General features: G+C 67.8%; 21 protein-coding genes. 14 read left to right on the top strand and 7 right to left on the bottom strand.

Features of this window, described 5'->3' with window-relative positions:
* Positions 1-395: 395 nt before the first annotated feature.
* Positions 396-3,071: an aconitate hydratase AcnA gene (gene acnA / locus SL003B_RS01265; protein WP_013651018.1), complete on the bottom strand. Its 2,676-nt coding sequence runs from the start codon at positions 3,069-3,071 to the stop codon at positions 396-398.
* Positions 3,072-3,606: 535 nt separating this feature from the next.
* Between acnA and SL003B_RS01260 the strand changes: the two genes are divergently transcribed.
* The 9 genes from SL003B_RS01260 to SL003B_RS23940 all read left to right on the top strand — a co-directional run bounded on the left by SL003B_RS01260 (position 3,607) and on the right by SL003B_RS23940 (position 11,556).
* Positions 3,607-4,041, top strand: a complete 435-nt coding sequence (locus SL003B_RS01260; RefSeq protein WP_013651016.1) for a cupin domain-containing protein — start codon at positions 3,607-3,609, stop codon at positions 4,039-4,041.
* Between the two features lie 72 nt (positions 4,042-4,113).
* Positions 4,114-4,749: a heme ABC exporter ATP-binding protein CcmA gene (gene ccmA, locus SL003B_RS01255; protein ID WP_013651015.1), complete on the top strand. Its 636-nt coding sequence runs from the start codon at positions 4,114-4,116 to the stop codon at positions 4,747-4,749.
* Positions 4,746-5,417 (top strand): heme exporter protein CcmB, encoded by a 672-nt coding sequence (gene ccmB, locus SL003B_RS01250; protein ID WP_013651014.1) that lies wholly within the window; start codon positions 4,746-4,748, stop codon positions 5,415-5,417. The genes ccmA and ccmB overlap by 4 nt, the downstream gene beginning before the upstream one ends.
* Before the next feature lie 91 nt (positions 5,418-5,508).
* Complete coding sequence (locus SL003B_RS01245) at positions 5,509-6,273, top strand: heme ABC transporter permease (RefSeq protein WP_013651013.1); 765 nt, start codon at positions 5,509-5,511, stop codon at positions 6,271-6,273.
* A gap of 4 nt (positions 6,274-6,277) precedes the next feature.
* The gene (gene ccmD / locus SL003B_RS01240; RefSeq protein ID WP_013651012.1) at positions 6,278-6,463 is read left to right on the top strand and encodes a heme exporter protein CcmD; all 186 of its coding nucleotides are present in this window, start codon (positions 6,278-6,280) and stop codon (positions 6,461-6,463) included.
* Entirely contained in the window at positions 6,460-7,077 is a 618-nt protein-coding gene (locus SL003B_RS01235) for a DsbE family thiol:disulfide interchange protein (RefSeq protein ID WP_013651011.1), read from the top strand. Before ccmD ends, SL003B_RS01235 begins: the two co-directional genes overlap by 4 nt.
* A gap of 123 nt (positions 7,078-7,200) precedes the next feature.
* Positions 7,201-7,947, top strand: a complete 747-nt coding sequence (locus SL003B_RS01230) for a DUF1223 domain-containing protein (RefSeq protein WP_013651010.1) — start codon at positions 7,201-7,203, stop codon at positions 7,945-7,947.
* 122 nt (positions 7,948-8,069) lie between these two features.
* The gene (locus tag SL003B_RS01225; RefSeq protein WP_013651009.1) at positions 8,070-8,957 is read left to right on the top strand and encodes a cation diffusion facilitator family transporter; all 888 of its coding nucleotides are present in this window, start codon (positions 8,070-8,072) and stop codon (positions 8,955-8,957) included.
* A gap of 301 nt (positions 8,958-9,258) precedes the next feature.
* Positions 9,259-11,556 carry a M10 family metallopeptidase gene (locus tag SL003B_RS23940; protein WP_277914614.1) on the top strand — a complete coding sequence of 766 codons (2,298 nt, stop codon included), beginning with the start codon at positions 9,259-9,261 and terminating at the stop codon, positions 11,554-11,556.
* A 124-nt stretch (positions 11,557-11,680) separates the two neighbouring features.
* On the opposite strand, the gene SL003B_RS01215 is transcribed toward SL003B_RS23940, so the two are convergent.
* From SL003B_RS01215 to SL003B_RS01205, 3 genes are all read right to left on the bottom strand, one after another.
* A complete protein-coding gene (locus SL003B_RS01215) occupies positions 11,681-13,069 on the bottom strand; it encodes an ammonium transporter (RefSeq protein WP_041375309.1) in 1,389 nt (462 codons plus the stop codon).
* Positions 13,070-13,089: 20 nt separating this feature from the next.
* On the bottom strand, positions 13,090-13,428 hold the full coding sequence (locus tag SL003B_RS01210; protein ID WP_013651006.1) for a P-II family nitrogen regulator: 339 nt from the start codon (positions 13,426-13,428) through the stop codon (positions 13,090-13,092).
* A gap of 394 nt (positions 13,429-13,822) precedes the next feature.
* Entirely contained in the window at positions 13,823-14,374 is a 552-nt protein-coding gene (locus SL003B_RS01205; RefSeq protein ID WP_013651005.1) for a DUF924 family protein, read from the bottom strand.
* A gap of 112 nt (positions 14,375-14,486) precedes the next feature.
* Here SL003B_RS01205 and SL003B_RS23750 point away from each other — a divergent pair, with 112 nt between their 5' ends.
* Positions 14,487-14,714: a sulfurtransferase TusA family protein gene (locus SL003B_RS23750; RefSeq protein ID WP_013651004.1), complete on the top strand. Its 228-nt coding sequence runs from the start codon at positions 14,487-14,489 to the stop codon at positions 14,712-14,714.
* A 14-nt stretch (positions 14,715-14,728) separates the two neighbouring features.
* Here the strand turns inward: SL003B_RS23750 and SL003B_RS01195 are convergent, their stop codons facing one another.
* Positions 14,729-15,031 carry a 4a-hydroxytetrahydrobiopterin dehydratase gene (locus SL003B_RS01195; protein WP_277914613.1) on the bottom strand — a complete coding sequence of 101 codons (303 nt, stop codon included), beginning with the start codon at positions 15,029-15,031 and terminating at the stop codon, positions 14,729-14,731.
* A gap of 133 nt (positions 15,032-15,164) precedes the next feature.
* On the opposite strand from SL003B_RS01195, the gene SL003B_RS01190 reads away from it, so the two are divergent.
* Both SL003B_RS01190 and SL003B_RS01185 read left to right on the top strand, forming a co-directional pair.
* Positions 15,165-15,626, top strand: a complete 462-nt coding sequence (locus SL003B_RS01190; RefSeq protein ID WP_041375727.1) for a low molecular weight protein-tyrosine-phosphatase — start codon at positions 15,165-15,167, stop codon at positions 15,624-15,626.
* A gap of 95 nt (positions 15,627-15,721) precedes the next feature.
* Positions 15,722-16,174: a baeRF12 domain-containing protein gene (locus tag SL003B_RS01185; RefSeq protein WP_013651001.1), complete on the top strand. Its 453-nt coding sequence runs from the start codon at positions 15,722-15,724 to the stop codon at positions 16,172-16,174.
* Positions 16,175-16,180: 6 nt separating this feature from the next.
* Here SL003B_RS01185 and SL003B_RS01180 read toward each other — a convergent pair whose 3' ends face one another.
* Positions 16,181-17,035, bottom strand: a complete 855-nt coding sequence (locus SL003B_RS01180) for a phosphatase PAP2 family protein (protein WP_242390308.1) — start codon at positions 17,033-17,035, stop codon at positions 16,181-16,183.
* A 67-nt stretch (positions 17,036-17,102) separates the two neighbouring features.
* Here SL003B_RS01180 and SL003B_RS01175 point away from each other — a divergent pair, with 67 nt between their 5' ends.
* The gene (locus SL003B_RS01175) at positions 17,103-17,711 is read left to right on the top strand and encodes a 2-hydroxychromene-2-carboxylate isomerase (RefSeq protein ID WP_013650999.1); all 609 of its coding nucleotides are present in this window, start codon (positions 17,103-17,105) and stop codon (positions 17,709-17,711) included.
* Here the strand turns inward: SL003B_RS01175 and SL003B_RS01170 are convergent.
* The gene (locus SL003B_RS01170; protein ID WP_013650998.1) at positions 17,708-18,898 is read right to left on the bottom strand and encodes a hybrid sensor histidine kinase/response regulator; all 1,191 of its coding nucleotides are present in this window, start codon (positions 18,896-18,898) and stop codon (positions 17,708-17,710) included. The genes SL003B_RS01175 and SL003B_RS01170 overlap by 4 nt on opposite strands.
* A 225-nt stretch (positions 18,899-19,123) precedes the next feature.
* Here SL003B_RS01170 and SL003B_RS01165 point away from each other — a divergent pair, with 225 nt between their 5' ends.
* Positions 19,124-20,089, top strand: a complete 966-nt coding sequence (locus SL003B_RS01165) for an AEC family transporter (protein ID WP_013650997.1) — start codon at positions 19,124-19,126, stop codon at positions 20,087-20,089.
* Position 20,090: the final 1 nt, after the last annotated feature.

The following is a 20,090-nucleotide window of genomic DNA, read 5'->3' as shown; positions in this document are numbered from 1 at the left end:
AATCATAAAAATCAAAATCTTGGTGCAAGAGCCTCACGGCTTGCGTAGCCAGACAAGACAAGTCGGCAAACCGTCAACGTGTGACGCAGCGCGCCCCCTTGGCGGAATCGTCTTGGCGCTTTGTTTCCGTTCCTCACTTGTCTTCCGGTTCTCCTCCTTCTCTTCCGACAAACTTTCAAACGCGTCATCACGCACGCAGCGAAGCGCAGATGCGGGATCGGCGAGCCGGGGGGCTCTCGATCTCCTTCCTTGACATCATCGACACCGCGGCTCTCCGGTTCCGGCTCGCAGCTCACGCTTGGCCGGGAGGACACTGGAGAGGTTGCGGGTTTTCAACAAGCTGACGGGCCCCGCAGGGCCCGTCCGATCTCTCTGGCTGGGCCTTATGCGGCGCCTCAGCTGTTCACCAGGTTCCTGAGCACGTAGTGCAGGATGCCGCCGGCCTTGATGTATTCCAGCTCGTCGAGGGTGTCGACGCGGCACAGGCACTCGATCACCTTCTTGGTGCCGTCGGCGTAGGTCACCTCGACGTCCATCATCTGGCGCGGGGTGATATCGGCGATGCCCTTGATGGTAACGCGCTCCTGGCCGGTGATGCCGTGCGACTGCCAGCTCTCGCCGTCCTTGAAGGTCAGCGGGATGACGCCCATGCCGACCAGGTTCGAGCGGTGGATGCGCTCGAACGACTGGGCGATCACGGCGCGCACGCCGAGGAGCTTGGTGCCCTTGGCCGCCCAGTCGCGCGAGGAGCCGGTGCCGTATTCCTTGCCGGCGAAGATGACCAGCGGCGTGCTCTCGGCCTGGTATTCCATGGCCGCGTCGTAGATCCACTTCTGCTGGCCGCCCTTCATGGTCACGCCGCCCTCGACGCCCGGCACCATCTGGTTCTTGATGCGGATGTTGGCGAAGGTGCCGCGCATCATCACCTGGTGGTTGCCGCGCCGCGCGCCGTAGGAGTTGAAGTCCTTGACCGCGACCTGGTGCTCGGACAGGTAGGTGCCCGCCGGGCTGTTGGCCTTGATGTTGCCCGCCGGCGAGATGTGGTCGGTGGTGATGCTGTCCAGGAACAGGCCCATGACCGCCGCGTTCTCGATATCCTCGAGCGGCTTCGGCTCCATGGTCATGCCCTCGAAATAGGGCGGGTTCTGGACGTAGGTGGAGGACATCGGCCAGCCGTAGGTCATGCCGCCCTCGACCTTGATGGCCTGCCAGTGCTCGTCGCCCTTGAACACGTCCGAATAGCGCGAGCGGAACATCTCCTCGGTGATCGACGAGCGGATCAGGTCGGTGATTTCCTGCGTCGTCGGCCAGATGTCCTTCAGGTACACCGGGTTGCCGTCCTGGTCGGTGCCGAGCGGGTCGGCCGTCAGGTTGATGGTGAGCGAGCCGGCGATGGCATAGGCGACGACCAGCGGCGGCGAGGCCAGGTAGTTGGCGCGGACGTCCGGATTGACGCGGCCCTCGAAGTTGCGGTTACCCGACAGCACCGAGCAGGCGATCAGGTCGTTGTCGTTGATGGCCTTGGAGATGGCCGGGTCGAGCGGACCGGAGTTGCCGATGCAGGTGGTGCAGCCGTAGCCGGCCAGCGTGAAGCCGAGCGCGTCGAGATCGTCCTGCACGCCGGCCTTGACCAGGTAGTCGGTGACGACCTGCGAGCCCGGTGCCAGCGAGGTCTTCACCCACGGCTTGACCTTCAGGCCCTTCTTCAGCGCGTTGCGGGCAACGAGGCCGGCGCCGATCAGCACGCTCGGGTTGGAGGTGTTGGTGCAGGAGGTGATGGCGGCGATGACGACGTCGCCGTGGCCGAGGTCGTGGCCGCGGCCCTCGACGGCGACGCGCTTGGCGAGTTCGTCCGCCTTCTTGAACTCGTCCGCCATGGTCCTTGCGAAGCCTTCGGCGGCCTCGGTCAGGTTGACGCGATCCTGCGGGCGCTTCGGGCCGGACACGGCCGGGACGACGGTCGAGATGTCGAGTTCGAGCGTGTCGGTGAACACCGGCTCCTCGCCGCCGGCGCGGAACATGCCCTGGGCCTTGGCATAGGCCTCGACGAGGGCGACGCGCTCGGGATCGCGGCCGGTTGCCTTGAGGTAGTTCAGCGTGTCGTTGTCGACCGGGAAGAAGCCGCAGGTCGCGCCGTATTCCGGCGCCATGTTGGCGATGGTGGCGGCGTCCTCGAGGCTGATGTTGTCGAGGCCGGGGCCATAGAATTCGACGAACTTGCCGACCACGCCCTTCTTGCGCAGCATCTCGGTCACGCGCAGCACCAGGTCGGTGGCGGTGATGCCGTCATTGAGCTTGCCCGTCAGCTTGAAGCCGATGACCTCCGGGATCAGCATGGAGATCGGCTGGCCGAGCATGGCCGCTTCCGCCTCGATGCCGCCGACGCCCCAGCCCAGCACGGCGAGGCCGTTGACCATGGTGGTGTGACTGTCGGTGCCGACCAGCGTGTCCGGATAGGCGACCGTTTCGCCGTTCTCGTCCTTGGTCCAGACGGTCTGGGCCAGGTATTCCAGGTTCACCTGGTGGCAGATGCCGGTGCCTGGCGGCACGGCGCGGAAGTTGTCGAAGGCCGACTGACCCCAGCGCAGGAACTCGTAGCGTTCGCCGTTGCGCTCGTATTCCAGCTCGACGTTCTTGGTGAAGGCGTCCTTGGTGCCGAAATAGTCGATCATCACCGAGTGGTCGATGACCAGGTCGACCGGCACCAGCGGGTTGACCTTCTTCGGGTCGCCGCCGAGCTTGACCGCCGCGTCGCGCATGGCGGCGAGGTCGACCACGGCCGGCACGCCGGTGAAGTCCTGCATCAGCACGCGCGCCGGACGGTAGGAGATCTCGTGGTCGGACCGGCGCTCGACCAGCCACTTGGCGACGGCGCGGATGTCGTCCGCGGTCACCGTGCGGTTGTCCTCGAAGCGCAGCAGGTTTTCCAGCACCACCTTCAGCGAGTTGGGCAGCCTGGAGACGCCCTCCAGGCCGTTCTTCTCGGCGTCGGGAATGGAGAAATAGGTATAGGTCTTGTCGCCGACCTTAAGCGTTTTCTTCGCCTTGAAGCTGTCGAGGGACTGGGTCACGACTGGCGCTCTCCTCTCAAGATCCGCGGCGGCGCGATGGGAGTTCGCCGCCCGCCCGGGGGTGAATTCTCTGGCGTTCCGGATGCGGAGGGCGTCCGCCCGGAACAATGTGCGGCCTCTTGCGGGCCTCGCGCTTGCAGCGGCCGTCGTTGTCGAAGGCCCGCCGGGTGCCGAACGCAAGCTACTGGGCGTGCGCGTCGCCGCCCCTATAGCGAATTTTCGGCTGCGCCACCAGAGAGGGACGCGGCGACAGGAGTGCCGCAGTCCCGGTTTCCAGTCGCGCCCAAACGCGATTGGGCGCTTTTATATACAAGCGTATACAAAAGTCATCCCCGATTTCTGCGCCCGGGCCTGCCACGCGTAGATAATTGGTAAGGGGCCATGGGCCAGTCTGGCCCGAGTCGGCACCCGTCGGCCCTGCCGGAACAGCGCCGGACAGGTGCCGGAGGTCCGCCGGAGACCCGCCGGAGATGTGTCGACGTCATGTCGGAGACGGACAACGCCATCCGGACCCGCCCGTGGAGGAAGGCAAGCCATGAAACCATCGACCATCGCCGCCCTCGCCCTTCTGGTGCTGACCGGCTGCATCGCGGCCCCGGCAGCGGCCGAGGAGGGTAAGCCGGCCGACTATCCTCGCGTCGTCGATCTGCTGCGGACCGACAGCACCGTCCTCGGTCAGCCGCTGCCGCAGTCCGGCGGACCGATGCAGGTCACCTCGATGATCGTGACCATGGAGCCGGGCGAAGAGACCGGGCGGCACATGCATCCGGTGCCGACCTACGGCTACATTCTCGAAGGCGAGGTGACGATCGCCTACGAGGGCCACGGCGAAAGGGTCTACAAGGCCGGCGACGCCTTCATGGAGGCGGTCCATGTCTGGCACAACGGCAGGGCGACCGGCGCCGGGCCGACGCGCATCCTGGCGGTGTTCGTCGGTGCTGACGGCATCCCGAACGTGATTCGGCCTTGATGTTGCGGGCCTGCCGCGACTAACAAGGGCGAACGTCCGCGACATCGCCGCCTCATCGGCCGCTGGAGGATCATGCTGAAGCTCATCGCCGAAACCCTGGCCGTCGACCGCGGCGGACGGCGCGTGTTCGCGGACCTGTCGTTCACGCTCGCCTCCGGCATGGCGCTGCTGGTCACCGGTCCGAACGGCGTCGGCAAGTCGAGCCTGCTGCGCACCCTCGCCGGCCTGGTCGCGCCGGCGCACGGAAATCTGTCTCTGCAGGGCGGCGTCGCCGACCGGTCGGTCGGCGAGCACTGCCACTATTTCGGTCATCTGGACGCGGTCAAGCCGTCGCTCAGCGTGCTCGAGAACCTGAACTTCTGGCAGGCGTTCTTCGGCACCGAGTGGCGCGCCGGCGGCTTCGAGGCGACCGGCATGGACGCCGCCGAGGCACTCGACGGGCTCGGCATCGTCCACACCGCGACCCTGCCCGCGGCCTACCTGTCCGCCGGCCAGCGCCGACGCCTGTCGCTCGCCCGCCTGCTGGTGTCGCCGCGGCCCGTCTGGCTGCTCGACGAACCGACCTCGGCGCTCGACGCCGCGTCCGAGAAGGGTCTGCTTGCGCTGATGAACGACCACCTGACCCGCGGCGGGCTGATCGTCGCCGCCACGCATGCACGCATCGACCTGGCGTCGGCCGCGGAACTGCGCATGGAGGCGCCGCAATGACCGGCTGGGCGGGAGCTCTGCTCCAGCGCGAGATGCGCCTGGCGGTGCGGGTCGGCGGCGGCGCGCTGATCGGCGTGCTGTTCTTCCTGGCGGTGGTCACCGTGGTGCCGTTCGGCATGGGGCCCGACCTCAACCTGCTGGCCCGCATCGGGCCGGCGATCCTGTGGATCGGGGCGCTGCTGTCGACGCTGCTCGGCCTCGACCGTCTGTTCCAGGCCGACCGCGAGGACGGCTCGCTCGATCTCGTGCTGATGGCCGGCCAGCCGCTCGAACTGGTGGTTCTGGTCAAGTGCCTCGCCCACTGGGTGGCGACCGGCTTCCCACTCGTCGCCGCCGCGCCGGTGCTGGCGATCTTCCTCAACCTCGATCCGGTCGCCATCGGCGCGGTGACGCTGACGCTCCTCGTCGGTACCCCGGCGCTGACCCTGATCGGCGCGATCGGCGCCGCGCTGACCGTGACATTGCGCCGCGGCGGCCTGCTGATGGCGGTGCTGGTCGTGCCGCTCGCCATCCCGGTGCTGATCTTCGGCGTCAGCGCCGCCGACGCGGCGGTCAGCGAGCCGGTGCCGTTCCTGACGCCGTTCCTGATCCTGTGCGCCCTGACGCTGATCGCCGCGGTCGTCGGCCCGCTGGCCGGCGCCGCCGCGCTGCGCTTCGCCTCGGATTGATCGTGCGCATGGCGGGCCGCCGGCGGGCGTGGTCAAGGTTGTGGCAGAGTGCTGCATTGAAGACGGCGGCAAGACAGATTAGAACTCTTCCATGGCGATCATCGACCTCGCAAACCCGACCCGCTTCCTGTCCCTGGTGCGCGTGCTGCTGCCTTGGCTGACCGCCCTGTGCGTGGCCTCTTTCGCGGCCGGCCTCTACATGAGCTTCTTCACCGCGCCGGAGGACTACCAACAGGGCGACACCGTCCGGATCATGTACATCCACGTGCCGGCCGCCTGGCTGGCGATGATGTGCTACTCGATCATGACGCTGTCGTCCCTCGGCACGCTGGTGTGGAAGCACCCGCTCGCCGACGTCTCGGCCAAGGCCGCGGCTCCGCTCGGCGCGGCCTTCACCTTCATGTCGCTGGTCACCGGCTCGCTGTGGGGCAAGCCGATGTGGGGCACCTACTGGGTGTGGGACGCGCGGCTGACCTCGGTGCTGGTGCTGTTCATCATGTATCTCGGCCTGATGGCCCTGTGGCGGACGATGGAAGACCCGATCAAGGCCGGCAAGGCGGCGGCGATCCTGACCTTGGTCGGCGCGCTCAACCTGCCGATCATCAAGTTCTCGGTCGACTGGTGGAACACGCTGCACCAGCCGGCGAGCGTCATGCGCATGGACGGGCCGACCATCCACCCGGATATCCTGTGGCCGCTGCTGGTCATGGCCATCGCCTTCACCCTGCTGTTCGTCGTCCTGCACCTGATGGCCATGCGCAACGAGATCCTGCGCCGGCGGGTGCGGGCCCTGCGCATGCGTGCGGCGGCAGCCCGCCCGGCGATCGCCAGGGCGACCGTTCAGGCTGCGGAGTAGAGCCATGGATCTTGGACCCCACGCCGGTTTCATCATCGCTTCCTATGCGACCTGCGCGGCGGTCGTCGCCGGCCTGATCGTCTGGGTGTTCGCCGACAAGGCGCGCCAGGAGGCGGCGCTCGCCGACCTCGAAGCGCAGGGCATCGGCCGGCGCGCGGGCGCCGGCAAGGGCGGGACGCACGAGGCATGAGCGGCCCCCTCTCCGATCCGGCGCAGACCAACGAACGGCCTGCCCGTCGCGGCGTGCCCGTCCTGGTGCTGCTGCCACTGGTCGTGTTCGGCGCACTCGCGGCGCTGTTCCTGTTTCAGCTCTATTTCGGCAAGGACCCGTCCTCGATCCCCTCGGCGCTGATCAACAAGCCGGCGCCGGACATGGCGCTGCCGCCCGTCGCCGACCTGACCCGCGACGGCATGCCGGTGCCCGGCTTCGACGGCAACGACCTCAGGGGCGAGGTGTCCGTGGTCAACGTCTTCGCCTCCTGGTGCGTGCCGTGCCGGCAGGAGCATCCGATCCTGGAAGAGATCGGCAGGGACGACCGGATCAGGCTGATCGGCATCAACTACAAGGACAAGCCGGAGAACGCCCGCCGCTTCCTCGGCAGCCTCGGCAACCCCTACGACCGGATCGGCGCCGACGACACCGGCCGGGCTGCGATCGAATGGGGCGTCTATGGCGTGCCGGAGACCTATATCGTCGATCGGGCCGGCGTGATCCGCTTCAAGTTCATCGGCCCGCTGTCGCCGGAAACCTATGCCGGCACCTTCCAGCCGGAGCTGGAAAGGGTTCTGGCCAGCGGCAGCTGACGGCCGGGTTGCGGTCGCACTGGCCGGCCGCCTGTAACCCCGTCGTGACTTTCTGTTGAGGGTCATTGAGACTATGGTGCGTGCGGGGCATTTCGCGTCACGTTGAAAGGAAACCGGCCGCCGATGGGCATGCTGCGCAAGGCGCTTTGCGCCTTTTTCCTCGGTTTGTCCGCGGCGTTTTACGCCGCGCCCGCCGCCGCCGCCGACGCGCGCGTGGTGGTGGAACTGTTCACCAGTCAGGGCTGCTCTTCCTGTCCGCCGGCGGACCGGTTGCTGGCAGAGTTGGCGGTCGAGGAAGGCGTGCTCGCCCTGTCGCTGCCGGTCGATTACTGGGACTATCTGGGCTGGAAGGACACCCTGGCCAGTCCGGACAATTCGGACCGTCAGCGCCAGTATGCGGTCCGGCGCGGCGACCGGGCGGTCTACACGCCGCAGATGGTCATCAACGGCGGGGAACACGTGACCGGCAACGATGCCGCAGCCGTGCGCGCCGCCATCAGCCGGGCCCGCCCGCTGCCCGCGAAGGTCAAGCTGGCGTCGACCGACCAGGCGATCGAGGTCACGCTCGACGGGCAACTGCCCGACGGCGCCGCCATGGCGACCGTGTTCCTGCTCCAGGTCAAGGAACGCGAGACGGTCGAGATCGGCCGCGGCGAGAACACCGGTCGGGAAATCACCTATGTCAACGTGGTGCGCAAGGTGCTGCCGATGGGCATGTGGTCCGGCGGCACGCAGACCTTCCGCATGCCCCGCCACGAACTGAAGAAATCGAAAGGCGAGCGCTGCGCCGTGCTGGTCCAGCTCGACGACGGCAGCGGGCCGGGCGCGGTCGTCGGCGCGGCCTCGATGACATGGGAAAAATCGAGATAGTGCCGGTTCGCCCGACGCGTCGCTCTTGTATCGCGGGCGAAAGCTGCTAGGCGTACCTCGCGGATCCTGCCCCGCCCTGGGGTGCCGGTCCGGTTGCCAAACGACCGAGCGAGGTATTCCCCATGAGCCTGCGGCTGCGCATCGCCCTTGGAAGCGTCGTCGTCGGCATTGCCGTCCTCGTCCTGAAGTATCTCGCCTATCTGCTCACCGGCTCGGTGGCACTCTATTCGGACGCGCTGGAATCGATCGTCAACGTCGCCTCGTCGCTCGCGGCTCTGACCGCTGTCTGGTTCGCCGCCAAGCCGGCCGACCAGAACCACCCGTATGGCCACGACAAGGCCGAGTATTTCGCCGCGGTGCTGGTCGGGGTGATGATCGTTCTCGCCGCGCTGGCGATCTTCCGCGCCGCCTGGGTCGGCTTCCAGTCGCCGGAGGCGCCCGACTACCGCCTCGACGGTCTGGCGGTCAACGGCCTGGCCAGCGTGATCAACGGCGGCTGGGCGTTCCTGCTGATCCGCTTCGGCCGCCGGCACCGCTCGCCCGCGCTGGTCGCGGACGGCCGCCATCTGGTCGCCGACGTGATGACATCTCTCGGCGTGCTGGTCGGCGTCGGCCTGGTGCTGGTCACGGGCTGGCGGCAGCTCGACTCGATCCTCGCCGCTCTGGTCGGCCTCAACGTGCTGTGGTCCGGCTGGACGCTGATGAAGGAGTCAGTCAGCGGCCTGATGGACGAGGCCGCTTCGACGGAGGTGCAGGACCGGCTGCGCGCCCTGATCTCAGAACACGGCGAGGGCGCCATCGAGGCGCACGACCTGCGCACGCGCACCGCCGGCCAGACCACCTTCATTGATTTCCATCTCGTGGTGCCCGGCGACATGAGCGTCGACACAGCTCACGACATCTGCGACCGGATCGAGCAGGCCATCGCCCGCCACGTCGCCGGCGCCCGCGTCACCATCCACGTCGAGCCCGAGCACAAGGCCAAGCATTCGGGCATCGTGGTGCTGTGACGCGGCGTTGACGTTTTTGTGATCGTTGCCCCGCGGGCGCCGCGACGGTTGCCGAACCGGGTTTCCTGTGGTCTGATTCCGCTATTGAACGTTTCGGCAGGGAATTGTTCAGGATTTTCGGACTTGCTGGAGCGGGATGCACCGCGCCCGCGTGGTGCGAATCGGCGGGCGTTCGCCTGCCGTGGGGGTCACACTGACCTTTCTGTGAACGGGAGGGCTCGTCCGATCCATGATCCAGTTTTCGAAAGCCGCCTCTTCCGGGTCCGCCGACCACGCCGCGGCGGGAGCAGGATCCGCCACCTTGGCATCCACCCTGCCGGTCTATTCCAACGACCAGATCGCCCACCAGCTCACCGACGGCTACTGGAACCATAACGGCTACGGCCGGCACTCGTTCAACGTCGCGCCGGGCGGCAGCATCACCGTCGACATCACGGGCCTGACCAGCGCCGGGCGCAGCCTTGCCACGCAGGCGCTGCAGGCCTGGACCGATGTCACCGGCATCAACTTCGCGCAGGTGACCGGCGGCGCCCAGATCACCTTCGACGACAACAATTCCGGCGCCTATGCCTCGACCTGGTGGAGCGGCACCACCATCACGCAGGCGTCGGTCAACATCTCGACCGCCTGGCTGAGCGCCTACGGCACGTCGATCGACAGCTACAGCTTCCAGACCTACGTCCACGAGATCGGCCATGCGCTCGGTCTCGGCCACGCCGGCAACTACGACGGCTCGGCCACTTACGGCGTGCACAACCACTATGCCAACGATTCCTGGCAGGCCTCGATCATGTCGTATTTCGACCAAGTCGAGAACACGTCGATCGCGGCCAGCTACGCCTACGCGATCACGCCGATGGTCGCCGACATCATCGCGATCCAGAATCTCTACGGCACGCCGACGACGATCCGCGCCGGCAACACCGTCTACGGCGACGGCTCGACCGCCGGCGGCTACCTGGACAGCCTGACCTCCTTCAGCCGACCGGTCGCGGTGACGATCTACGACAACGGCGGCTTCGACACGCTCAACTTCGGCACCGTGTCCGCCAACCAGACCATCGACCTGCGGGCCGAGCACGTCTCCAGCGTGCGCGGCCTGACCGGCAACCTGATCATCGCCCGCGGCACGGTCATCGAGAACGCCATCGGCGGCAGCGGCAACGACACGTTGATCGGCAATGCCGCCAACAACATCCTCGACGGCGGCGCCGGCTTCGACACCGCCCATATCGGCGCCTCGCTCGCCGGAACGCGCGTCACCGTCTTCTTCGAGGGCATGACACTGGCGTCCAGCCAGGGCAACGACGTGCTGGTCAACATCGAGATGGTCGCCTTCTCGGACACCACGCGCAGCACCGCTTCGTTCGGATCCTCCGGGTCGATCTACGCCTATGGCGCGTCCTACGCCGACTTGATCACCGGCATCGGCGGCAATGCGCTCGGCCTGCTCAACCACTACGCCAATTTCGCCGCCGCCGAAGGCCGCTCGATCACCTTCAACGGCCTGAGCTATATCGCGTCCCATGTCGACCTGATCCAGGCGCACGGGGCCAACGCCACCATCGGCGCCCTGCATTACATCAGCCACGGCTACGGCGAGGGCCGGACGATCACCTTCGACGGTCTCGCCTACATTGCCTCCCACGCCGACCTGATCCAGGCGCACGGGGCCAACGCCACCATCGGCGCCCTGCATTACGTCAGCCATGGCTACGGCGAGGGGCGGACGACGTCGTTCAACGGCCTGGAATACATCGCCGCCTATGCCGACCTGCGCGCCGCCTACGGCACCAACGGCTCGATCGGGGCGGAGCATTACATCAACCACGGCTTCGGCGAAGGCCGGGGACTGCGGTTCGATACCCGTCTGTATCTCGGCGCCTATGCCGACCTGCGCGCGGCCTACGGCACCGACATCAACCAGGCCGTCACCCATTTCATCCAGCACGGCGCCGCGGAGGGACGCAGCACGGACCGGTTTTCGGCGCTCGACTACATCGCCTCCTACGGCGACCTGATCGCCGTCTACGGCACCAACACCGCAGGCGCGCTGCAGCACTACTATGCCCACGGGTTCACCGAGGGCCGCGGCGACAATTTCGACGGCCTGCGCTACATCGCCTCCTATGCCGACCTGATTCTGGCCTACGGATCCGACGCGACTCAGGGCACGACGCATTTCATCATGCACGGCTTCGGCGAGGGGCGCTCGACCCTGTTCGATGCCGCCGCCTACATCAACGCGTCAGGCAACGCCGATCTGCTCGCCGTCTACGGATCGAATCTCGACGGAGCCGTCCTGCACTACGTACGGCACGGCTATTTCGAGGGCCGCAACCTGTCCGGGGGCGGGTCGCAGGAAGCGATCGCCTTCTCGCAAGCCGCGGAAGCGGACAGCTTCGCGTTCCTCGACATCGAGTCCGGACAGGACGATCAGGACGACGACGGCTCCTTCGTGCTGACGTCCTTCGAAGACGAAGCCTGGGCGGCCGACGCGCCGGCCGACGCGCCAGTCGATACGCAGGATTTCCTCCTTCTCGCCGAAGCCGACCTCGGGCTCCTGCCCAGGGCTGACGACGACTTCCAGTTCATGTGAGCCCGGCCGCGGCCGGGCTCACGTCTGCCGCATCGGCCTGCACCGGACAACGAAAAAGAGCCCGGGGATGACCCCGGGCTCAAGGTGCGGTCCGAGCCAACGTGACCGCTTTGGGAGAGCGGGTTTACAGGCGCTGCGAGCCCTGGCCGAATTCCGGATAGGCCTCCACGCCGACCTCGACCTTGTCGAGACCGAGGGCTTCCTCTTCCGGCGACACGCGGATGCCGACGACCGCCTTGAGCACCATCCAGACGATCGCTGAGCAGACCAGGGTGAAGACGCCGTAGGAGACGATGCCGATGATCTGGGTCGCGTAGGAGGTCTCGCCGTTGGACAGCGGCACGATCAGAGTGCCCCACATGCCGGCGATCAGGTGCACCGGAATGGCGCCGACGACGTCGTCGATCTTCAGCTTGTCAAGCATCGGCACCGCGAAGACCACGATGGCGCCGCCGACACCGCCGATGAACACGGCCTGCAAGACGCTCGGCGCGAGCGGCTCGGCGGTGATCGAGACCAGACCGGCCAGCGCGCCGTTGAGCGCCATGGTGACGTCGACCTTCTTGTAGAGGATCTGGGTCAGGATCATGGCGACGATCACGCCGGCAGCCGCGGCCATGTTGGTGTTGGCGAAGATGCGCGAGACGTCGGACACGTCGCCGATGGTGCCCATGGCCAGCTGCGAGGCGCCGTTGAAGCCGAACCAGCCGAGCCACAGGATGAAGGTACCGAGGGTCGCCAGCGGCATGGACGAGCCCGGCAGCGGGGTGACCTGACCGTTCGGCCCGTACTTGCCCCTGCGGGCGCCGAGGATGAGCGCGCCGGCGAGCGCCGCCCAGCCGCCGACCGAATGCACCAGCGTGGAGCCGGCGAAGTCGGAGAAGCCCATCTCGGACAGCCAGCCCGCGCCCCACTGCCAGGAGCCGGCGATCGGGTAGATGAAGCCGGTCAGCACGACGGTGAACAGCAGGAACGGCCACAGCTTGATGCGCTCGGCGAGCGTGCCGGAGACGATCGAGGCCGCGGTCGCCACGAACACCATCTGGAAGAACCAGTCGGACGCCGTCGAGTAGCCGGTGTCCAGCAGCGCGGCGGTGTCGGCGCCCTCGAGACCGACCGGATCGAAGGAATAGGGGCCGAAGGAGCCGATGAAGCCGCCGTCGACGCCCGTGTACATGAGGTTGTAGCCGGTGATCCAGAACATCAGGCCGGCGATCGAATAGAGCGCGATGTTCTTCAGACACTGCATCGACACGTTCTTGGAGCGAACGAGGCCGGCCTCCAGCATGGCGAAGCCGGCAGCCATCCACATGACCAGGAAGCCGCCGAGCAGGAACAGCAGGGTGTTGAAGATGTAGGCGGTTTCGGAAGCCAGAGCATAGGCCGGCGCGGCGGCCTCGACGACGGCTTCGGCAGCTTCCGCTGCAGTGGTCGTGTCCTGCGCCAGCGACGGCACGGCCATCAGGCCGAACGCGGTCAGCGACAGGGCGCCAAATGCGACGAGTTTCTTCATTGTGCTTACCTCTTGAACCATCAGAGCGCTTCGGCGTCGGTTTCGCCGGTGCGGATACGAACGACCTGGTCGATGGAGTAGACGAAGATCTTGCCGTCCCCGATCTGGCCGGTCTTGGCGGCGCTGGAGATCACCTCGACGACCTTGTCGACGGTCTCGCTGGACACGGCGACCTCGATCTTCAGCTTCGGCAGGAAGCTGACCGCATATTCGGTGCCGCGGTAGATTTCGGTATGGCCCTTCTGGCGGCCATAGCCCTTGACCTCGGTGACGGTGAGCCCCTGGACGCCGATGCTCGTGAGGGCGTCGCGCACCTCGTCGAGCTTGAACGGCTTGATGATGGCCATCACGATTTTCATGCTCGTTTCCCGTTTCCTTCCATGGCGCCGCCCCCCTGCGGGCCGGCTTCGGCCACCGGGCCCGTCCGGATCGACCGCAGTTCCTGGTGGCGATCGGAACGCTGTCGAACGAAGGGCCGGGCCGGCTTCAGCCCTTCTTAAACAAGGACCGTGCCAACTCGCGGTGCAGGGCGACAAAATGGCGGAGTTCTGCGGAAAAGAACGGCCCGAAGGCGCAAGGGTCAAACCGCGCGGGGAAGCTCTCCGGTGCTCTGGCGCAAGAAGCTGCCTAGAAACTGTGCAAATACCGAAAAATGCTCATAAAGTGATCAATCGCCTGACTCAGATTGCGTCAGCGATGAAATCGCGGGCAGAAAAGACGGCGAAAAGCAGGCGGGCAGGGCCGCAGGCCTCGTCAGGCGCCGAAGCCGCCGTCGTCCAGATAGGCCTTCTCGGCGGCGGTGGAGGCGCGGCCGAGCACCGCGTTGCGGTGCGGAAAGCGCCCGAAGCGGCGGATCACGTCCATGTGGACCAGGGCGTAGTGATAGTAGGTCTGATCGCCCAGCCGCCGGAAAAGGTCGACCGCCCGCTCCTGCTGGGCCATGTCCTCGGCATGCTCGAACGGCAGGTAGAAGAAGGTTCGCCCGTCCTTGGGAAAGGCCCTGTCGAAGCCGGCGTCGACGGCCTTGGCGGCAATCGCCTGGGCCCTGGCGTCGCCGGCGAAGGCGCGCGCGTCGTCGCGAAAGACGTTGCGCGGGAACTGGTCGAGCAGCAGAAGCAGCGCCAGGGCGCCGTGCGGCGTATCGGCCCAGGCGTCGAGCCGTCCGCTCAGCGCCGCCTCCATGCAGCCGGAGAAGCGGTCTCGGATGATCGCATCGAAGTGGGGGTCGCGCTTGAACCAGCTCTGCGGACCGGCGGTCCACCAGAAGTCGAGGATATCGAGCGGGTTGCAGGACGTGTCAGGCATCGGCAGGTCTCCGGACGGCGCGGGCCGCTCTGGCCCGCCGGTGTGGGATCGGTGTAAGGAAGGGCACCGCCTGCGTCGGGCAGGACAGGCAACGGCCGGACGGGAACGCGACGTGAGCGAAGAAAGGATCCTCGACCTGAGGGGCCTCAAGTGCCCCCTGCCGGTGATGAAGACCCGCAAGGCCATGGCCCGGCTCGCCCCGGGCGCGCGCCTGGTGGTGGAAACCACCGATCCGATGGCGGCGATCGACATCCCGCATTTCTGCAACGAGGCAGGCCACCGGCTGCTCGCGCGCGATCTGGAGGCCGGCGTCGGACGCTTCGTCATCGAGAAGGGGTGAGGGACGCGGGCCCGTCACGTCTGCCCCGCGATCCGGTCCATGGCGCGGGCCAGGTCGATGTCGCGCAGGGTCAGGCCGCCGGCGTCGTGCGTGGTCAGCGTCACCTCGACCGTCCGGTAGACGTTGAACCATTCCGGATGGTGATCCATCTTCTCCGCCAGCAGCGCGACCCGGGTCATGAAGCCGAAGGCGGCGTTGAAATCGGCGAAGGCATAGGTCCGGCGGATCGCCTCGCGGCCGGCGAGCAGGGTCCAGGCGTCGAGACCGGCCAGCGCCTCCAGCCGCTCCGCGTCGGTCAGTCGTGCGCTCATCCGCATGTCTCCCCTCCGCCCGCTCTTGCGCTCTGCCGCCCGCTCGGGTCCGATGCGTGATCATTGTCATGGCATTATAGGTCGTTCGCCGGGCTTCGAAAGGCCACGACCGGACCGGATGTTCCTGAAGGAAGATTGCATGACCGCAGTTTTGTTCGTCTGCCTTGGCAACATCTGCCGCTCACCTCTGGCCGAAGGCGTGTTCCGTCACGTGGCGGGACAGACGTTGCCGGGCGCGCGGCTGACGATCGATTCGGCCGGCACTGGCGCCTGGCACGTCGGCAACCCGCCCGATCCGCGCTCGATCGCCGTCGCCCGCCGGCACGGCATCGACATTTCGGACCTGCGGGCGCGGCAGGTGACGCGCGCGGATTTTGAGCGCTTCGATCTCATCCTCGCCATGGACGGCGACAACCTCGACGCCCTGCGGCGCGCCGCACCGCACGCAACGCGGGCGGAGATCCGCCGTTTTCTCGCCGCGCCGCCGCGCGACGTTCCGGATCCCTACCACGGCGGGCCGGACCGCTTCGCGGCCGTCTACCGGCTTATCGAGGAGGGCGCGCGCGACCTCGCGACAAGGCTTGCGCGGATTGCCGTTTGACCAGCCGCAAAGCGCACCCCACATCGGGGGTGCTATCGGATGATGACGGCGCCGGACGGAGGGTTGTCCCGGCGAGAACAAGAAGGAGACGTATCATGAGTGGCGTTCGGATCGAGCACGATGCCTGGGTCCTGGTCGGGGACGGCGAAAAGGCCCTGGTGTTCCGCAACGAAGGCGACGCGGACTATCCGAACCTGCAGGTGATCCGGATCCTCGAACACGAGAACCCGGTGACCCGCGAGCAGGGCACCGACGCGCCGGGCCGCTATATCGACGGCCTCGGCCCCAACCGCAGCGCGGTCGAGAACACCGACTGGCACACGCTGGAAAAGCACCGCTTCGCCAAGACGATGGCCGATGCGCTGTACAAGGCCGCGCACAAGGGCAAGTTCTCCAAGCTGGTCGTCGTGGCGCCGCCGATGACCCTCGGCGATCTCCGCAAGGAGTTCCACAAGGAGGTCAAGGACCGCATCATCGCCGAGGTCGACAAGACGCTGACCGGCCACACGCCGGATGCGATCGAGAAGATCCTGACCACCAAGGCGTGATCCGCGTCAGCGGAACATCGCCACGAATCGCCGCGCCGCTGCGTATCCGCGCAGGGCGGCGCGGACGACGCGTTCCTGCAGGCGCCGGCCGGCGCGCGTCAGCGTCTCGTCCAGCGCGGCATCTCGCGCCCAGGCCGGCGGCGCGACGAACAGCAGCCGGTGCACGGCCAAAAGCACCAGCAGCGTCAGCCCCCAGGACAGCAGCGTGTCGGACAGGAAATGGCCGCCGAAGGCGATCCGGTTGACCGACAGCAGCAGGCACAGCGGCACGGTGAAGGCGAGCGTCGGCAGGCGCCAGTCCTTCGGCACGACGAAGGCCAGGCCGACAAGCCACATCCCGGACGAGGCCTCGCCGGAGACGAAGGAGCAATTGGTGTCGCACCAGCCGCTCGGCAGCCAGACCGGCACATAGGGCATGTCGCCGCCGAAGCTCTCGACCATGTTCGGCCGCGGCCGTCCCCACGTGTTCTTCAGCAGCGAATTGACAAGCAGCCCGGGGCCGAGGATCAGCGTCGACAGCAGGAACAGCGGGATGTGCAGCGGCAGCAGCGGCGCGCGCCCCGGCAGCAGCAGCTTGACCAGCAGCACGGTCACGCAGGCCCCCGCGACCAGCTGGACCAGATGGGGACCGAGATGCCGCAGCCGGCGCAGGAACGGCTCGTCCTGGGCGAAGAAGCCGGCCTGCGGATCGTGGAAAAGCCCGCTCGCCCACAGGTCGAGCTGCGGCAGGACCAGAAACAGCGCCGAGACCAGCAGGACATAGAGCCCCGTCGCGGCAAAGGGCCGGCGCGCCGCCCAGCGGGCGGCCTGCAGCATTCCGTCGCGGAGCGTTTCGCGGTACATCCTCGGTCTGCGCGTCATGGGCGCTGTTTAGCCGATTAGCCCGCTCCGGCCAATGGCCGTGGCGCTGCCGGGAGGAGCCACTGCAATGGAACGGCCGAGACTGGGCTTCTGGTTCGAATTCGCTTCCACCTACAGCTACCTGACCGCGATGCGGATCGAAACGGTCGCCGCCGACCGCGGCGTCGATCTCGACTGGCGGCCCTTCCTGCTCGGGCCGATCTTCGCCCGCCAGGGCTGGTCGACCTCGCCGTTCAACCTCTATCCGGCCAAGGGGCGCTACATGTGGCGCGACATGGAGCGATTGTGCGAGACGCTCGGCCTGCCGCTGGTCATGCCCGATCCGTTCCCGCAGAACGGCCTGATGGCCGCCCGCATCGCCCATGCCGGCCGCAAGGACCCCTGGATCGGCGCCTTCGTGCGCGCCGTCTACATGGCCGAGTTCGGCGAGGGCCGCGACATTTCCGATCCCGCGCTGCTCGCCGGCCTGCTCACCGATCTCGGTGTGGACGCGCCGGTCCTGCTGGCGGCGGCGGAAAAACCGGAGGTCAAGATCGGCCTGCGCGCGGCAGTCTCGGAGGCCGAAACGCTCGGCATCTTCGGCGCGCCAAGTTTCGTCACCGCCGACGGCGAACTCTTCTGGGGCAACGACCGGCTGGAAGACGCGCTCGACTGGGCGTTGCGGCTGACCGACTAGGCATGCCGCTCGCGCCGGTGCCGGCGGGCGAGGTCGAGTGCCTGGAACAGATGCGCCGGCGACAGGGGCTTGGCCAGCACCTCCTGGAAACCGGCCTGGCGCAGCCGGCGGTCGCCGACCGATTCCAGCGCCGCCGTGACCGCGATCAGCGGCAGTCCGTCGCCGCCGGGACCGGCGCGCAGACTGGCGGCCGTCTCCAGGCCGCTCATGCCGGGCATGTGCAGGTCGAGCAGCACCGCGTCGTAGGGCGTGCGCGCCACCATCTCGACCGCCGCCGTGCCGCTCGCCGCCTGGTCGCAGGTGATGCCGAAGGATTCCAGCAGCGCCGACAGCAGGCGCCGGTTGGTGTCGTTGTCGTCGACGATCAGGACATGGGCCTCCGCATCCGGTTCCGCGATCCCGGCGTGGCTCGCGACCGGAGCCGGGCCACCGGCCGCGGCCGCCAGCGGCAGCTCCAGCGTGAAGCAGGTGCCGCCCTCCGGCGGGCTGGAAAGGGTCAGCCGGCCGCCGGCCTCCTTGACCAACTGGGCGACTCCCCACAGGCCCAGGCCAGAACCCTGGACGCCGTTGCGCCCCGCGCTGCCGCGCACGTAGGGGCGGAACAGGCGCGCGCGTTCCATGGGATCTACGCCGGGGCCGGTGTCGGTGACCGACAGCCGCAGCCAGCCCTCCTGCGTCGCGCCATCCTTCGTCGCGCCATCCTTCGTCGCGCCATCCTTCGTCGCGCCATCCTTCGTCGCGCTGGCCTCGATCGCCACGACGACGACGCCGGCGTCGGTGTACTTGACCGCATTGTCGACCAGCGCCGCCAACATCCGCCGCAAGGCCATCGGCGCGGCGATGGCGAGCGGTTCGGCAGTCTTCGGCAGCCGCACCTCCAGGGTTAGGCCCTTCTGGGTCGCCGCGATGCGGAACAGGTCGACCACGTCGGCGACGATGCGGCGGGCGTCGCCGGTGACCGCTTCCGGCTCCGCGTCGGGCCTGCCGCGCCGGATCAGTTCGCCGGTCATCTCGGCCAGCGCGTCGATCGAGCGAATCAGGATGTCGAGGTGGCCGCGCTGGCGTTCGCTCAGCGGCTCGGCGCCGATCAGGTCCGCGGTCAGGCGCATGGCCGACAGCGGCGTGCGCAGGTCATGGGCGAGCAGCGCGAGGCGCGCTCCGTCGGCGCCCTTGCCGGCCGCCGTCATCGTCCGGCCCGCCGCCGCGGGCGTCCGCCGCCGCGCGCCGCGCGGGCGATCGTGACGTTGCACCTACCTTTGTTGACCGTCATGGCCGGGAACTCTAGTCTCCGAGGAGCCTCACAGGGCCTGCGTCGCATTGTTGCATGCACCGCGGCAAGGGTCCATGTTCCGCCGCCCCGCGGCCCGTCTATCCGCAGCTTTCTGCCGCCCTCCCCGACCCACGAGAAATCCATGTTCGGCCAGATCCTGTCCATCGTGCTGCCCGTGTTCGTCCTGGTCGGCATCGGCTACGTGGCGGCGCGCACCGGCATCCTGTCGCGTTCGGTCGGCGAGGCGCTGGGCGAATACGTCTATGTCATCGCGGTTCCGGTCCTGCTGTTCAGGACGCTGGCGACCAGCTCCGCCCACGAGGCCTCGCCCTGGGCTCTGTGGCTGGTCTATTTCGTCGGCGCCGCCGTCACCTGGACCGCTGCCACCCTGATCGTGCGCCGGGGCTTCGGCCGCGAGGCCCGCGCCGGTGTGATCGCCGGCATGTCGGCCGCCTTCGCCAACACCGCCATGGTCGGCATTCCGCTCATCTCGGCGGTGTTCGGCGAGGCCGGGCTGGTGCCCCTGTTCCTGATCCTGTCGGTGCACATGCCGGTGGCCACGGTCGCCACCGCGATCCTGATGGAGCGGGCGGCCGCGCTCGACGGCGTCGGCGCGGCGCGCCCGCCGCTGGAGATCCTGCGTACCGTGCTCGCCAACCTGGCGACCAACCCGATCGTCATCGCCATCGGCTGCTCGGTGCTCTGGCGCCTGACCGGCCTGCCGGTCGAGGGCCTGTTCGCCGACGTGCTCGGCCGGATCGCCGCCACGACGCTGCCGGTGGCGCTGCTGTCGCTCGGCATGAGCATGGTGCTCTACGGCATCCGCGGCAATCTCGCCCCCGGCCTCATCCTCAGCCTGCTCAAGGTCGGCGTCATGCCTGCGCTCGTGTACGTGCTGGCCGCGCATGTCGCGGGGCTGCCGCCGCTGTGGGTCGGCGTCGCCACGCTGACGGCCGCCTGCCCGACAGGGATCAATGCCTTCATCTTCGCCAACCGCTACGGCACCGGTCACGCCATGTCGGCCAATTCGATCACCATCACCACGGCCGGGGCGGTGCTGACGACGGGCCTGTGGGTGCTGTTCCTCGGCGCCGTCGTGCCGCTTTAGG

Source organism: Polymorphum gilvum SL003B-26A1, assembly GCF_000192745.1.
In the GTDB taxonomy this organism is placed as follows: domain Bacteria; phylum Pseudomonadota; class Alphaproteobacteria; order Rhizobiales; family Stappiaceae; genus Polymorphum; species Polymorphum gilvum.
The sequence above is the reverse complement of the archived record's forward strand: the minus strand, read 5'-3'. Positions and strand labels throughout refer to the sequence as shown.

What these genes read in the sequence shown, in the direction of transcription:
- SL003B_RS01190 (WP_041375727.1), top strand. Translation starts at nt 15,165, where the DNA reads ATGACCGCAGTTTTGTTCGTCTGCCTTGGCAACATCTGCCGCTCACCT.
- SL003B_RS01185 (WP_013651001.1), top strand. Translation starts at nt 15,722, where the DNA reads ATGAGTGGCGTTCGGATCGAGCACGATGCCTGGGTCCTGGTCGGGGAC.
- SL003B_RS01180 (WP_242390308.1), bottom strand. Translation starts at nt 17,035, where the DNA reads ATGACGCGCAGACCGAGGATGTACCGCGAAACGCTCCGCGACGGAATG.
- SL003B_RS01170 (WP_013650998.1), bottom strand. Translation starts at nt 18,898, where the DNA reads ATGACGGCGGCCGGCAAGGGCGCCGACGGAGCGCGCCTCGCGCTGCTC.
- SL003B_RS01165 (WP_013650997.1), top strand. Translation starts at nt 19,124, where the DNA reads ATGTTCGGCCAGATCCTGTCCATCGTGCTGCCCGTGTTCGTCCTGGTC.
- ccmA (WP_013651015.1), top strand. Translation starts at nt 4,114, where the DNA reads ATGCTGAAGCTCATCGCCGAAACCCTGGCCGTCGACCGCGGCGGACGG.
- SL003B_RS01225 (WP_013651009.1), top strand. Translation starts at nt 8,070, where the DNA reads ATGAGCCTGCGGCTGCGCATCGCCCTTGGAAGCGTCGTCGTCGGCATT.
- SL003B_RS01205 (WP_013651005.1), bottom strand. Translation starts at nt 14,374, where the DNA reads ATGCCTGACACGTCCTGCAACCCGCTCGATATCCTCGACTTCTGGTGG.
- SL003B_RS01195 (WP_277914613.1), bottom strand. Translation starts at nt 15,031, where the DNA reads ATGCGGATGAGCGCACGACTGACCGACGCGGAGCGGCTGGAGGCGCTG.
- SL003B_RS01230 (WP_013651010.1), top strand. Translation starts at nt 7,201, where the DNA reads ATGGGCATGCTGCGCAAGGCGCTTTGCGCCTTTTTCCTCGGTTTGTCC.
- SL003B_RS01245 (WP_013651013.1), top strand. Translation starts at nt 5,509, where the DNA reads ATGGCGATCATCGACCTCGCAAACCCGACCCGCTTCCTGTCCCTGGTG.
- SL003B_RS01260 (WP_013651016.1), top strand. Translation starts at nt 3,607, where the DNA reads ATGAAACCATCGACCATCGCCGCCCTCGCCCTTCTGGTGCTGACCGGC.
- SL003B_RS01175 (WP_013650999.1), top strand. Translation starts at nt 17,103, where the DNA reads ATGGAACGGCCGAGACTGGGCTTCTGGTTCGAATTCGCTTCCACCTAC.
- SL003B_RS01215 (WP_041375309.1), bottom strand. Translation starts at nt 13,069, where the DNA reads ATGAAGAAACTCGTCGCATTTGGCGCCCTGTCGCTGACCGCGTTCGGC.
- SL003B_RS01210 (WP_013651006.1), bottom strand. Translation starts at nt 13,428, where the DNA reads ATGAAAATCGTGATGGCCATCATCAAGCCGTTCAAGCTCGACGAGGTG.
- ccmB (WP_013651014.1), top strand. Translation starts at nt 4,746, where the DNA reads ATGACCGGCTGGGCGGGAGCTCTGCTCCAGCGCGAGATGCGCCTGGCG.
- SL003B_RS01235 (WP_013651011.1), top strand. Translation starts at nt 6,460, where the DNA reads ATGAGCGGCCCCCTCTCCGATCCGGCGCAGACCAACGAACGGCCTGCC.
- ccmD (WP_013651012.1), top strand. Translation starts at nt 6,278, where the DNA reads ATGGATCTTGGACCCCACGCCGGTTTCATCATCGCTTCCTATGCGACC.